Genomic DNA, 12572 nt, shown 5'->3' with positions numbered 1-12572 from the left:
GTTAGTAATTGGCCACTAACCTTCTCGCATGGTCAGGATGAGCGCTGAAGAGCGACGCGAGAGCGTCATCCGCGCGGCGATGGTCGAATTCGCCCGCGGCGGCTACCACGGCACCTCCACCGAGGCGATCGCCAAACGAGTGGGTGTGTCGCAGCCGTATCTCTTCCGGCTCTTCCCGAACAAGGAGGCCATCTTCCTGGCGGCTTCCGGTCGTTGCATGGAAGAGACCACGGCGGTCCTGGCCGGCGCGGCCGAGGGGCTGGCGGGCGATGAGGCCCTGCACGCCATGAGCGAGGCGTATCAGTCGCTGATCGCGGACGATCCGGGCAAGCTGCTGATGCAGATGCAGACCTACGTCGCGGTGGCCTCCGCCGAGGCGTCCGGCGATCACGAGTTCGGCGCGGCGGTGCGAGCCGGCTGGACGGAGATGTACGACACGGTCCATCTGGTCCTCGGCGCCGATACGGACGAGACCACCACCTTCCTTGCCTACGGCATGCTCATCAACACGCTGGTGTCACTCGGCTTCCCGGCGGACGCCCGGGTCTGGTCCGGATGCTACGAATCGTCGCGGCCGAAGAAGTGACCACCATCCGCCCGGATGTGCCCATACGCATGGCCAGCAGAGTTAGTCATCGATAACTAACCCACAGGGGGAGCAATGAGCGAGCGAGCGGCCCGGCGCGGAGGCGCCACCTGGGCTCTGATCATCACCAGCGTCGCCGGTTTCATGGCGGCCCTCGACAACCTCGTGGTCACCACGGCGCTGCCCTCCATCCGCAAGGAGCTCGGCGGGGCGCTGGACGACCTTCAGTGGACGGTGAACGCCTACACGCTCACCTTCGCGGTCCTGCTCATGTTCGGCGCGTCGCTCGGCGACCGGTTCGGCCGCCGCAGGCTGTTCGTCACCGGCCTCACCATATTCACCGGCGCTTCCGCCGCTGCGGCTCTCGCCTCGGGGATCGCTCCGCTGATCGCCGCCCGCGCGGTGCAGGGCGTCGGTGCCGCGATCATGATGCCGCTCACCCTCACCCTGCTCACCGCGGCCGTGCCCGCCGCCCGGCGCGGCGCCGCGCTCGGCATCTTCAGCGCGGTCACCGGCCTGGCCGTCGCCAGCGGCCCGTTGATCGGTGGCAGCCTCACCGAGCACCTGTCCTGGCAGTGGATCTTCTGGCTGAACGTGCCGATCGGCCTGCTGCTGCTCCCGCTCGCCCGGCTGCGCCTCGACGAGTCCCGCGCACCGAACGCCAGGATCGACGTCCCCGGCACCGCGCTTGTCAGCGGCGGTCTCTTCGGCATCGTCTATGGGCTGGTGAACGGGCAGTCGGACGGCTGGAGCAGCCCCACGATCCTCACCGCCCTCTTCGCCGGCGCCGCGCTGCTGGCCGGTTTCATCCACCACGGGTTCACCCACGCGCACCCCATGCTCCCGATGCGGCTCTTCCGCAACCGCGCGTTCTTCGGGATCAATGTCGCCGCCCTGCTGATGTTCCTCGGGATGTTCGGGTCGATCTTCTTGCTCAGTCAGTTCTTCCAGGGCGTCTCCGGTTACTCACCCACCGAGGCGGGCCTGCGGATGCTGCCCTGGACCGGCATGCCGCTGATCGTCGCGCCGTTCGCCGGCATCCTCTCGGACCGGATCGGCGGCCGCCCGGTCGTCGCCTCGGGCCTCGCGCTGCAGGCCGCCGGACTCGGCTACTTCGCCCTGGTGACCAGCGCCGACGTGTCGTACGCCGCCCAGCTGCCCGGGCTGATCCTCGGCGGTGTCGGCATGGCGCTGTACTTCGCCCCGGCCGCCAGCGTGGTGATGTCCAGCGTCCGTCCGGCCGAGCAGGGCATCGCATCCGGTGCCAACAACGCACTCCGCGAGGTCGGCGGAGCGCTGGGGGTCGCGGTCCTGGGCGCGGTCTTCGCCGTACGGGGCGGTTACGAGTCGCCGACCGCCTTCACCGATGGCACGGTCCCCGCCCTGTGGATCGGCGCCGCGGTGGTCGCGGTCGCGTCGCTCGTGGCGCTGCTGATCCCGCGCCGGAGCGCGGAGCGCGACGAAGCGGCCGGAGCGGACGAGGAGCCGCAACTCGTCGCGGCCTGAGCGACCCGGCTCATAACGGAACGGCCCCGCCCCGGCCGGTGGGGCCGTTCTCGTACGCTTGGCCCGTGCAGGAACTCCACGATGCCCCCCTCGCCCCCCTGACCACCTTCCGGCTCGGCGGCCCCGCGACCCGGCTGATCACCGCGGAGAGCGACGGCGAGGTGATCGAAGCCGTCCGCGCGGCCGACGCGAGCGGCACCCCGCTGCTGGTGATCGGCGGTGGATCCAATCTGGTCATCGGCGACCGGGGATTCGCGGGCACCGCGCTGCGGATCGCCACCCGGGGCTTCGAGCTGTCCGGCACGGCGCTGGAGCTGGCGGCGGGCGAGGTCTGGACGGACGCGGTGGCGCGTACGGTCGAGGCCGGACTCGCGGGCATCGAGTGTCTGGCCGGAATCCCCGGCTCGGCGGGCGCCACCCCGATCCAGAACGTCGGCGCGTACGGCCAGGAGGTCTCCTCCACCATCACCGAGGTCGTCGCCTACGACCGCACCACCGGCCGGACGGTGACCCTGGACGGCGCCGCATGCGGGTTCGCCTACCGGCACAGCCGCTTCAAGGCCGAGCCCGACCGCTTCGTCGTGCTGAGGGTCCGGTTCGAGCTGGAGGACGCCGGGGGCCTCTCCGCGCCGGTCAAGTACCCGGAGACGGCGCGCGTCCTCGGGGTCGAGGCGGGGGACCGGGTGCCGGCGGCGACCGTCCGGGAGACCGTACTGAAGCTGCGCGCGGGCAAGGGCATGGTGCTGGACCGGGCGGACCACGACACCTGGTCGGCGGGTTCGTTCTTCACCAACCCGATCCTGGACGACCGCCAGTTCGCCGCCTTCCGCTCCCGGGTGCGGGACCGTCTCGGCCCGGACGCCGCTCCGCCCGCCTTCCCGGCGGGGGAGGGGCACACCAAGACCTCGGCGGCCTGGCTGATCGACAAGGCAGGCTTCACCAAGGGTTACGGCACCGGTCCGGCCCGGATCTCCACCAAGCACACCCTGGCCCTCACCAACCGCGGCGGCGCCACCACCGAGGACCTGCTGGCGCTCGCCCGCGAGGTGGTCGCGGGGGTGCACCGGACGTTCGGCGTGACGCTCGTCAACGAGCCGGTGACCGTGGGCGTGACGCTGTAGGCGGGCGTTGAACAGCTGGTGGCGGTGGGCTCAGTACGCCACCCCCACGCCCTGCCGGACGGTCGCCGGGTCGTCGATCATCGCCAGCATGGCATGGGCCACATCGGCGCGTGCGATGGATCTGCCACCGCGCGGGTTGCCGCCGACGACGGTCCGGTAGCTGCCGGTCAGCGGCTTGTCGGTGAGCTTCGGCGGGCGGACCGATGTCCAGTCGGTGGCGCTGTGGGCGATCTCGTCCTCCATCACCCGCAGGTCCGTGTAGACCTTCTTGAGAACGACTCCGATCGCGCCCAGAGCGACTCTGTCCACGAGCGAGGCCTGTCCGGTGTCCGGTGCGAGCGGGGCCGCGCTCACCACCAGCAGCCGCCGTACGCTCTCCGCCTCCATGGCCCGCAGCACCGGCCTGGTGAGCACGGCGGCGATGCCCGCGTCCTTGAGGGAGCGAGCGCCGAGACCGGAGAGGACCGCGTCCCGGCCGGCCACCGCGGCGCGCAGCGGTTCCGCGTCCTCGGGGTCGGTGAGCCCGGACCGGACGACGTTCAGCCCCGCGCCGGTCACCGTCAGCCTGGCCGGATCGCGTACCACCGCCGTCACCCGGTGGCCGGCGTCCAGTGCCTGCTGGACGATCTGCTGTCCGATACCGCCGGTTGCGCCGAATACGGTGAGTTCCATCGCGCACACTCCAGGAGCGAAGGGGTGAGTGAGTATTCACTCACCCACTAGAGTGAGCGGACACTCACCCCTTCGTCAAGCTTGCTTGGAGCGCCCATGGAGCAGAAGCCGACCCGCGTCCGGATCCTGGACGCCGCGCACGACCTGATGCTCACCGTCGGACTGGTGCACACCACGACCAAGGCGATCGCCAAGGCGGCAGGCTGCTCGGAGGCGGCGCTCTACAAGCACTTCGCCGGCAAGGAGGAGCTTTTCGTGGCCGTGCTGCACGAGCGGCTGCCGGAGCTGACCCCGCTGGTGCGCGGTCTGACCCGCGATCCTCAGCAGCAGAGCGTCGAGGCGAATCTCACCGAGATCGCCCGCACGGCGGCGCTCTTCTATCAGCAGAGCTTCCCGATCGCCGCCTCGCTCTACGCCGACCCCGGGCTCAAGAAGCGCCACGAGGCGGCCGTGCGCCAGATAGGCGCTGGACCGCACATGCCCATCAGGGGCGTGGACGCCTACCTCAGGGCCGAACGGCAGGCCGGGCGTATCGATGCCGAGGCCGACACCTACGCGGCGGCCTCGTTGCTCCTGGGGGCCTGTGCCCAGCGGGCCTTCGCCTACGACATGACCGAGGAAGGCGAACCCCCGCAGTCCCTCGACGAGTTCGCCGTGTCGATCGCCCGTGCGGTGCTTCGCGGGATCAGCCGCTGAGCCAGTCGTCGACACCGGCCAGCAACTTCCGCTGTACGTCGGTGGGTGCGGCCGAGCCGCGTACCGACTGCCTGGCCAGCTCGGCGAGTTCCGCGTCGGTGAACCCCTGGGCGCGCGCCAGCTCGTACTGGTCGGCGAGCCGCGACCCGAAGAGCAGCGGGTCGTCGGCTCCGAGCGCCATCGGCACCCCCGCCTCGTACAGACGTCGTAGGGGTACGTCCTCGGGCTTCTCGTAGACGCCGAGCGCCACATTGGAGGCGGGGCACACCTCGCAGGTCACCCCGCGGTCGGCGAGCCGTCGCAGCAGCCGCGGGTCCTCGGCCGCCCGTACGCCGTGTCCGATGCGTGCGGCGTGCAGGTCGTCCAGGCAGTCCCGGACCGAGGAGGGCCCGCTCAGCTCCCCGCCGTGCGGTGCGGCGAGCAGCCCGCCGTCACGGGCGATCGCGAAGGCCCGGTCGAAGTCACGGGCCATCCCCCGGCGCTCGTCGTTGGAGAGGCCGAAGCCCACCACGCCCGCGTCCGCGTACCGCACCGCGAGACGGGCCAGGGTCCGGGCGTCGAGCGGGTGCTTCATCCGGTTCGCCGCGACCACCACACGCATGCCGAGACCGGTCTCCCGGGATGCGGCGTCCACCGCGTCCAGGATGATCTCCAGTGCCGGGATCAGCCCGCCGAGCAGCGGTGCGTACGACGTCGGGTCGACCTGTATCTCCAGCCAGCCGGAGCCGTCCCGGACGTCCTCCTGGGCCGCCTCGCGCACCAGCCGCTGGATGTCCTCGGGGGTGCGCAGGCAGGAGCGGGCGATGTCGTAGAGCCGCTGGAAACGGAACCAGCCCCGCTCGTCGGTGGCGCGGAGTCTCGGCGGTTCGCCGCCGGTCAGCGCCTCGGGCAGGTGCACGCCGTGCCGGTCGGCCATTTCCAGCAGGGTGGCGGGCCGCATCGACCCGGTGAAGTGCAGATGCAGATGGGCCTTCGGCAGCTGACTGATGTCGCGTACGTGCTCCATCCCAAGATCCTGCCGCACGCACCCGGTGGTTCGGTAGCCGCTTTCCCCCTATGGGTACGGTTCCGAATATTTTCCCGAACGGCGAGAACGCGTGAGACGGGCCCCCGGCAGCAGCCGGAGGCCCGTCTTCAGGCAGCAGGGGACGATCGTCAGGCGGTGGCCTCGCCCAGCAGCTTCTGCATCCGGGAGACGCCCTCGGCCAGGTCGTCGTCACCGAGCGCGTAGGAAAGACGCAGGTACCCGGGGGTACCGAAGGCCTCGCCGGGCACCACGGCGACCTCGACCTCGTCCAGGATCAGCGCGGCCAGCTCGACCGAGCTCTGCGGGCGCTTGCCACGGATCTGCTTGCCGAGGAGCGCCTTCACCGACGGGTACACATAGAACGCGCCCTCGGGCTCGGGGCAGACCACGCCGTCGATCTCGTTGAGCATCCGCACGATCGTCCTGCGCCGCCGGTCGAAGGCCGAGCGCATCTCGGCGACCGCGTCCAGGTCCCCGGAGACGGCGGCGAGCGCGGCGGCCTGCGAGATGTTGGCGACGTTGGACGTGGCGTGCGACTGGAGGTTGGTCGCGGCCTTCACGACGTCCTTCGGGCCGATGATCCACCCGACCCGCCAGCCGGTCATGGCGTACGTCTTGGCGACGCCGTTGACCACGATGCACCGGTCGCGCAGCTCGGGCACGATCGCCGGCAGCGAGGTGAACTCGGTGGAGCCGTAGACGAGGTGCTCGTAGATCTCGTCGGTCAGCACCCACAGCCCGTGCTCGGCGGCCCAGCGGCCGATCGCCTCGGTGTCGGCCTCGTTGTAGACGGCGCCGGTCGGGTTGGACGGCGAGACGAAGAGGACGACCTTGGTCTTCTCCGTACGGGCCGCTTCGAGCTGCTCCACGGAGACCCGGTAGCCGGTGCTCTCGTCGGCCACGACCTCGACCGGGACGCCGCCCGCCAGCCGGATCGACTCGGGGTAGGTGGTCCAGTAGGGGGCCGGCACGATGACCTCGTCGCCCGGGTCGAGAATCGCGGCGAACGCCTGGTAGATGGCCTGCTTGCCGCCGTTGGTGACCAGCACCTGGGAGGCGTCGACCTCGTATCCGGAGTCGCGCAGCGTCTTCGCGGCGATGGCGGCCTTCAGCTCGGGAAGACCGCCGGCCGGGGTGTAGCGGTGGTACTTCGGGTTGCGGCAGGCCTCGATCGCGGCCTCGACGATGTAGCCGGGCGTCGGGAAGTCGGGCTCACCGGCACCGAAGCCGATCACCGGACGGCCGGCGGCCTTGAGGGCCTTCGCCTTGGCGTCGACGGCAAGGGTCGCGGACTCGGAGATAGCACCGATGCGGGCGGAGACCCTGCGCTCGGTCGGAGGAGTTGCAGCGCTCATACGGCCATCGTCCCAGACCTCGGAGCCACTCGGCACACAGGTTTCGAGGAGCGGACATCGAACGGAAATCGGACGGTCACCGATGGCCCAGCGAGCGGACCGGGGTTAGCTGTTCGACGTCGGGCGCCCGACCACGTACACTCACTGGTCGTTGGCCCACACCAGCCGTCCCGTCCTACGCACCCGGTGCGCTCGGTCGGATGCGGTAGGTTGGGGAAAACACAAAGGGTCGTAGCTCAATTGGTAGAGCACTGGTCTCCAAAACCAGCGGTTGGGGGTTCAAGTCCCTCCGGCCCTGCTACACACACCTTCGCCAGGCTGTGTGCGCATGTACGTACGTAATGCACCGCCGTGCGGCTCCACCGGGCGCGGCACGGCCACGACCCGGGAATCAGGTGAGAGATCGTGACGGACGCCGTCGGCTCCATCGACGTGCCTGATGCGCAGGATGAAGCGCCGGAGTCGAAGAAGGCGCGCAAGGGCGGAAAGCGTGGCAAGAAGGGTCCTATGGCCCGACTTGCTCTTTTCTACCGCCAGATTGTCGCCGAGCTGCGCAAGGTCGTCTGGCCGACGCGTAACCAGCTGTCGACCTACACCTCCGTGGTCATCGTCTTCGTCGTGATCATGATCGGCATCGTGATGCTGATTGACTATGGTTTCAATGAAGCCGCCAAGTATGTCTTTGGCTGATCCGCGAAGGGCGCCCTGAGCGGCGCCCCTTTCGCATGTTCCACCCCATTTGATCCAGGAAGAAGCAGCCACCGTGTCTGACCCGAATCTGAACGAGGCCGTCGAGCCGGGCGAAAGCTTCGAGTCTGCAGAGGACCGGCCCGACATCGTCGAGGCGGCGGACGCTGTGGAGCCGGACCAGGCCGAAACCGCCGAGGCCGCTGCCGGCGAGCCCGCCGAAGAGGCCGTAGCGCCCACCGAGGCGGAGACCGCCGAGGACGCCCCGGCCGCCGCGGACGCCGGGGAAGCGTCGGCGGATGACGAGTCCACCGACGAGGAGCCCGCCGAGGCCGCGGAGGTGCCCCCGGTCGACCCGGTCGAGGCCCTGCGCCAGGAGCTCCGCGGACTGCCCGGCGAGTGGTACGTCATCCACACGTACGCCGGCTACGAGAAGCGCGTGAAGGCCAACCTGGAGCAGCGCGCCGTCTCGCTGAACGTCGAGGAGTTCATCTACCAGGCCGAAGTGCCCGAGGAAGAGATCGTCCAGATCAAGAACGGCGAGCGCAAGAACGTCCGCCAGAACAAGCTTCCCGGCTACGTCCTGGTCCGTATGGACCTCACCAACGAGTCCTGGGGCGTGGTCCGCAACACCCCCGGCGTCACCGGCTTCGTCGGCAATGCGTACGACCCGTACCCGCTGACCCTGGACGAGATCGTCAAGATGCTCGCCCCCGAGGCCGAGGAGAAGGCGGCCCGCGAGGCGGCCGAGGCCGAGGGCAAGCCGGTGCCGGCCCGCAAGGTCGAGGTCCAGGTGCTGGACTTCGAGGTCGGCGACTCGGTCACCGTCACCGACGGCCCGTTCGCGACGCTGCAGGCGACGATCAACGAGATCAACGCCGACTCCAAGAAGGTCAAGGGCCTCGTCGAGATCTTCGGCCGGGAGACCCCGGTCGAGCTGAGCTTCGACCAGATCCAGAAGAACTGACCGCTGCCACACGCCTTCCGAGCAGGTCAGAACGGCTGTCACAGCCGTTCTGACCTGCTCGGTTTTTGGTCGCGCAGCTATACCCGTTATCGTTGTGCGGTATGCCTCCGTCCGGATGACCGGATGAGCGGCGAAACACTCTCACTAGGACCCGGAGAGAGCACATGCCTCCCAAGAAGAAGAAGGTCACGGGGCTTATCAAGCTCCAGATCAAGGCCGGCGCGGCCAACCCGGCTCCGCCGGTCGGCCCCGCGCTGGGTCAGCACGGCGTCAACATCATGGAGTTCTGCAAGGCCTACAACGCTGCGACCGAGTCGCAGCGTGGCATGGTCGTGCCGGTGGAGATCACGGTCTACGAGGACCGTTCCTTCACCTTCATCACCAAGACTCCGCCGGCCGCCAAGCTGATCCTCAAGGCCGCTGGTGTCGAGAAGGGCTCCGGCGAGCCGCACAAGACCAAGGTCGCCAAGCTGACGGCCGAGCAGGTCCGCGAGATCGCCACGACCAAGCTCCCCGACCTGAACGCCAATGACCTCGACTCCGCGTCGAAGATCATCGCCGGCACCGCCCGTTCTATGGGCATCACGGTCGAGGGCTGATCGAGCCCCGGCTGCGCCTGTACGGCGCAGCACCTGCACCACGCAGCACCTGCACCACGCAGCACCAGCACCACAGTGGCAGGGCCGGCGCAGGCCCGGACCACGACTCCCACTCCACATCTAGGAGCAGAAGTGAAGCGCAGCAAGACTCTCCGCGCTGCGGACGCCAAGGTCGACGCGGACAAGCTGTACGCCCCGCTCGAAGCCGTCCGCCTCGCCAAGGACACCACCACGACCAAGTTCGACGGCACCGTCGAGGTCGCCATGCGTCTGGGTGTGGACCCGCGCAAGGCCGACCAGATGGTCCGTGGCACCGTGAACCTGCCGCACGGCACCGGCAAGACCGCCCGGGTCCTGGTCTTCGCGACCGGTGACCGTGCTGCGGCCGCGGAGGCCGCGGGCGCCGACATCGTCGGCGCCGACGAGCTCATCGACGAGGTCGCCAAGGGCCGCCTCGACTTCGACGCCGTCGTCGCCACCCCGGACCTCATGGGCAAGGTCGGCCGCCTCGGCCGCGTGCTCGGTCCGCGTGGCCTGATGCCCAACCCGAAGACCGGAACGGTCACCCCGGACGTGACGAAGGCTGTCACGGACATCAAGGGCGGCAAGATCGAGTTCCGCGTCGACAAGCACTCGAACCTGCACTTCATCATCGGCAAGGTTTCCTTCGACGAGACGAAGCTGGTCGAGAACTACGCCGCGGCGCTGGAGGAAGTCCTCCGTCTGAAGCCGTCGGCCGCCAAGGGCCGCTACATCAAGAAGGCCACGATGGCCACCACGATGGGCCCCGGCATCCCGCTGGACGCCAACCGCACCCGCAACCTGCTGGTCGAGGAGGACCCGGCCGCCGTCTGATCCCAGGATCGGCAGGCAGCCGCGGTTCGCGCGCGTGTTGAGCCGGGCCCCGCACCTCCTCGGAGGTGCGGGGCCCGGCTTTTTCGGGCAGGCGGTAGGGTCACCGGAATTAAGGATTTTCTGTTCACCTGTGGGGGGATCATGAACACCAAGCACCGAAACGTCGCGGTGGCCGTAGTGACCGGTGTGCTGCTGTGCGGCACGGCAGCCTGCTCGGGCGGCGACGGCAGCGACAACGCCGGGAAGCCCGCGGCGCACAGCAGCGCAGCGCAGAAGCCGGTCGAGGTGAGCCCGCTCGCCGCCGTGCGGCAGGCCGCGGACAACAGCCGGAAGATCACCTCGCTCACGTACACGATGCACGGCAGCATCCCCGGCAGCGGCACGGTCGACGCCAACGCGTCGATGAGCATGAAGCCGCTCGCGATGCGGATGCTGACGAAGACGTCGGGGGCGGCCGATCCGCAGGAGAACGGTGACATGGAGATCCGTCTCACCGGGAGCGGGCTGTACATCGGTGGTGCGTCGCTGGCCGCCGAGTCCGGCGGCAAGAAGTGGATCAAGTTTCCGACCAGTGCGCTCGGCGGGGGCGCCAAGGGGGGCCAGGACCCGCTCGCCGGGCTCGGCTCCCAGGCGAGCGGGAATCCGGCGGATGAGTCCACCTCGCTGACCGCCTCCAAGGACCTGAAGAAGGTCGGTACCGAGACGGTGGACGGGGTCAGCACCACGCACTACAGCGGCACGGTGACCTTCGACGCGCTGCGCAAGGAGTCGGCCGGAAAGGGCGCGGACGCCAAGAAGCGCACCGAGCAGACCATCAAGGCGTACCGGGACATGGGCCTGACCAAGCTCACCATGGACATGTGGGTCGACGGCAGTGACCACACCAAGCAGTTCCGGACCCGGGGCACCGCGACCAAGGGCCCCCTCGACATGATGATCAAGTTCGTGAACATCAACAAGCCGGTGACGGTGAAGACCCCGCCGGCCGCCGAGACGATGGACCTGGCGCAGATGATGGAGGGCTCGGGCTCGGCCTGAGCGGGCTCGGGGGCACCGAAGCAGCGGGCACCGGATCGGGGGCGCAGCGGCGATTTGCCTGCCGCGCCCCCGTTCACGTAGTCTCTCGACGAAGCCAAAGACCGCTGGTCGTTGCTGCGCTCCCGCAAGGGGGCGTGGTGGCCGAAGGATCCGCTGGGTGCGGGCGACCTGCGCAGGTGATTCGTGGAAGTGCTCCCGGACCGTGTCCGGTCGAGCTCGCGCCCCGTGCACCTGTGCCGGGGCGTTTTCGTTGTACCCAGCCCCTTCTGAGCGGTCCTCATCACCCGGAAGGAGGCCGACGCTCTATGGCAAGGCCCGACAAGGCTGCCGCGGTAGCCGAGCTGACGGACCAGTTCCGCAGCTCGAACGCCGCTGTGCTGACCGAGTACCGGGGTCTCACCGTGGCCCAGCTCAAGCAGCTGCGCCGTTCGCTCGGTGAGAACGCCCAGTACGCCGTGGTGAAGAACACGCTGACCAAGATCGCGGCCAACGAGGCCGGGATCAACACGCTGGACGACCTGTTCACGGGTCCGACGGCGGTTGCCTTCGTCACCGGTGACCCGGTGGAGTCGGCGAAGGGTCTTCGTGACTTCGCCAAGGAGAACCCCAACCTCATCATCAAGGGCGGTGTCCTTGATGGTAAGGCGCTGTCCGCCGATGAGTTCAAGAAGCTTGCGGACCTCGAGTCCCGCGAGGTTCTGCTCGCCAAGGTGGCCGGTGGAATCAAGGCGTCGATGGCCAAGGCCGCGGCGACTTTCCAGGCCCCGCTGTCGGAGTTCGTCCGCACCGCGGACGCCCTTCGCGCCAAGGTCGAGCAGGGCGGTGCCGGTACGCCGGCTCCCGCCGAGGCCGACTCCGAGTAATTCGGTTTCGCGTCACAGCGGGCCCGTACGCCCGCCGTCATATACACCCGGCACCTGCCGAAAAAGTGGAAGGACGCCATCATGGCGAAGCTGTCCCAGGACGAGCTGCTCGAGCAGTTCGAGACCCTGACCCTCATCGAGCTCTCCGAGTTCGTCAAGGCCTTCGAGGAGAAGTTCGACGTCAAGGCTGCCGCCCCGGTCGCCGTTGCCGCCGCCGGTGGCGTCGCCGCCCCCGCCGAGGCCGCTGCTGAGCAGGACGAGTTCGACGTCATCCTCACCGGTGCCGGCGACAAGAAGATCCAGGTCATCAAGGTCGTGCGTGAGCTGACCTCGCTGGGTCTCAAGGAGGCCAAGGACCTCGTGGACGGCGCCCCGAAGCCCGTCCTCGAGAAGGTCGCCAAGGACGCCGCCGACAAGGCTGCCGAGTCCCTCAAGGGCGCCGGCGCCTCCGTCGAGGTCAAGTGACCCCGAGAGTCTGCTGACTCTCCGAGTACGCCGCAGGGCGTGCTGAGTGCGCCGCAGGGCGTACGACGCGCGCCGCGGGGCGTACGACGTCATCACGAAGGGCGATCACCCATCCGGGTGGTCGCCCTTCGGCGT

At 69.1% G+C, this 12572-nt stretch carries 14 protein-coding genes and 1 tRNA gene; 12 read left to right on the top strand and 3 right to left on the bottom strand.

What is annotated here, in order from left to right:
- Positions 1 to 28 precede the first annotated feature (28 nt).
- The 3 genes from AB0M87_RS11940 to AB0M87_RS11930 all read left to right on the top strand — a co-directional run bounded on the left by AB0M87_RS11940 (position 29) and on the right by AB0M87_RS11930 (position 3213).
- A complete protein-coding gene (locus AB0M87_RS11940; RefSeq protein ID WP_365851804.1) occupies positions 29 to 586 on the top strand; it encodes a helix-turn-helix domain-containing protein in 558 nt (185 codons plus the stop codon).
- Positions 587 to 661: 75 nt separating this feature from the next.
- Positions 662 to 2092, top strand: coding sequence for an MFS transporter (locus AB0M87_RS11935; RefSeq protein WP_365851803.1), 1431 nt, complete (start codon positions 662 to 664; stop codon positions 2090 to 2092).
- A gap of 65 nt (positions 2093 to 2157) precedes the next feature.
- Positions 2158 to 3213: a UDP-N-acetylmuramate dehydrogenase gene (locus tag AB0M87_RS11930; RefSeq protein ID WP_365851802.1), complete on the top strand. Its 1056-nt coding sequence runs from the start codon at positions 2158 to 2160 to the stop codon at positions 3211 to 3213.
- Between the two features lie 30 nt (positions 3214 to 3243).
- Here the strand turns inward: AB0M87_RS11930 and AB0M87_RS11925 are convergent, their stop codons facing one another.
- Positions 3244 to 3885, bottom strand: coding sequence for an NAD(P)H-binding protein (locus AB0M87_RS11925; RefSeq protein ID WP_365851801.1), 642 nt, complete (start codon positions 3883 to 3885; stop codon positions 3244 to 3246).
- Between the two features lie 96 nt (positions 3886 to 3981).
- On the opposite strand from AB0M87_RS11925, the gene AB0M87_RS11920 reads away from it, so the two are divergent.
- Positions 3982 to 4581, top strand: a complete 600-nt coding sequence (locus tag AB0M87_RS11920; protein ID WP_365851800.1) for a TetR/AcrR family transcriptional regulator — start codon at positions 3982 to 3984, stop codon at positions 4579 to 4581.
- Here the strand turns inward: AB0M87_RS11920 and AB0M87_RS11915 are convergent.
- Positions 4571 to 5587 carry an adenosine deaminase gene (locus AB0M87_RS11915; RefSeq protein WP_365851799.1) on the bottom strand — a complete coding sequence of 339 codons (1017 nt, stop codon included), beginning with the start codon at positions 5585 to 5587 and terminating at the stop codon, positions 4571 to 4573. The genes AB0M87_RS11920 and AB0M87_RS11915 overlap by 11 nt on opposite strands.
- Before the next feature lie 149 nt (positions 5588 to 5736).
- Positions 5737 to 6963: a pyridoxal phosphate-dependent aminotransferase gene (locus AB0M87_RS11910; protein WP_365851798.1), complete on the bottom strand. Its 1227-nt coding sequence runs from the start codon at positions 6961 to 6963 to the stop codon at positions 5737 to 5739.
- Positions 6964 to 7188: 225 nt separating this feature from the next.
- Between AB0M87_RS11910 and AB0M87_RS11905 the strand changes: the two genes are divergently transcribed.
- From AB0M87_RS11905 to rplL, 8 genes are all read left to right on the top strand, one after another.
- A tRNA-Trp gene (locus tag AB0M87_RS11905) sits at positions 7189 to 7261 on the top strand.
- Between the two features lie 107 nt (positions 7262 to 7368).
- Complete coding sequence (gene secE / locus AB0M87_RS11900; RefSeq protein ID WP_365851797.1) at positions 7369 to 7653, top strand: preprotein translocase subunit SecE; 285 nt, start codon at positions 7369 to 7371, stop codon at positions 7651 to 7653.
- 73 nt (positions 7654 to 7726) lie between these two features.
- Positions 7727 to 8617 (top strand): transcription termination/antitermination protein NusG, encoded by an 891-nt coding sequence (gene nusG / locus AB0M87_RS11895; protein ID WP_365851796.1) that lies wholly within the window; start codon positions 7727 to 7729, stop codon positions 8615 to 8617.
- Positions 8618 to 8781: 164 nt separating this feature from the next.
- On the top strand, positions 8782 to 9216 hold the full coding sequence (gene rplK / locus AB0M87_RS11890; protein WP_365851795.1) for a 50S ribosomal protein L11: 435 nt from the start codon (positions 8782 to 8784) through the stop codon (positions 9214 to 9216).
- A 132-nt stretch (positions 9217 to 9348) separates the two neighbouring features.
- Positions 9349 to 10071, top strand: a complete 723-nt coding sequence (gene rplA / locus AB0M87_RS11885) for a 50S ribosomal protein L1 (protein ID WP_365851794.1) — start codon at positions 9349 to 9351, stop codon at positions 10069 to 10071.
- Between the two features lie 141 nt (positions 10072 to 10212).
- A complete protein-coding gene (locus AB0M87_RS11880; protein WP_365851793.1) occupies positions 10213 to 11109 on the top strand; it encodes a DUF1396 domain-containing protein in 897 nt (298 codons plus the stop codon).
- A gap of 305 nt (positions 11110 to 11414) precedes the next feature.
- Positions 11415 to 11972 (top strand): 50S ribosomal protein L10, encoded by a 558-nt coding sequence (rplJ, locus tag AB0M87_RS11875; protein ID WP_365851792.1) that lies wholly within the window; start codon positions 11415 to 11417, stop codon positions 11970 to 11972.
- Positions 11973 to 12053: 81 nt separating this feature from the next.
- Entirely contained in the window at positions 12054 to 12437 is a 384-nt protein-coding gene (rplL, locus tag AB0M87_RS11870) for a 50S ribosomal protein L7/L12 (protein ID WP_365851791.1), read from the top strand.
- The last annotated feature ends 135 nt before the right edge of the window (positions 12438 to 12572 follow it).

Origin of the sequence: Streptomyces sp. NPDC051320 (assembly GCF_040682175.1) — a bacterium.
Classification (GTDB): Bacteria; Actinomycetota; Actinomycetes; order Streptomycetales; family Streptomycetaceae; genus Streptomyces.
This window is presented reverse-complemented; position numbering and strand designations above follow the sequence as displayed.

Bases quoted from the DNA above. Each gene is read 5' to 3' on its own strand.
- AB0M87_RS11910 (WP_365851798.1), bottom strand. From the start codon at position 6,963: ATGAGCGCTGCAACTCCTCCGACCGAGCGCAGGGTCTCCGCCCGCATC.
- rplJ (WP_365851792.1), top strand. From the start codon at position 11,415: ATGGCAAGGCCCGACAAGGCTGCCGCGGTAGCCGAGCTGACGGACCAG.
- rplL (WP_365851791.1), top strand. From the start codon at position 12,054: ATGGCGAAGCTGTCCCAGGACGAGCTGCTCGAGCAGTTCGAGACCCTG.
- AB0M87_RS11925 (WP_365851801.1), bottom strand. From the start codon at position 3,885: ATGGAACTCACCGTATTCGGCGCAACCGGCGGTATCGGACAGCAGATC.
- AB0M87_RS11935 (WP_365851803.1), top strand. From the start codon at position 662: ATGAGCGAGCGAGCGGCCCGGCGCGGAGGCGCCACCTGGGCTCTGATC.
- rplK (WP_365851795.1), top strand. From the start codon at position 8,782: ATGCCTCCCAAGAAGAAGAAGGTCACGGGGCTTATCAAGCTCCAGATC.
- AB0M87_RS11915 (WP_365851799.1), bottom strand. From the start codon at position 5,587: ATGGAGCACGTACGCGACATCAGTCAGCTGCCGAAGGCCCATCTGCAT.
- AB0M87_RS11940 (WP_365851804.1), top strand. From the start codon at position 29: ATGGTCAGGATGAGCGCTGAAGAGCGACGCGAGAGCGTCATCCGCGCG.
- AB0M87_RS11880 (WP_365851793.1), top strand. From the start codon at position 10,213: ATGAACACCAAGCACCGAAACGTCGCGGTGGCCGTAGTGACCGGTGTG.
- AB0M87_RS11920 (WP_365851800.1), top strand. From the start codon at position 3,982: ATGGAGCAGAAGCCGACCCGCGTCCGGATCCTGGACGCCGCGCACGAC.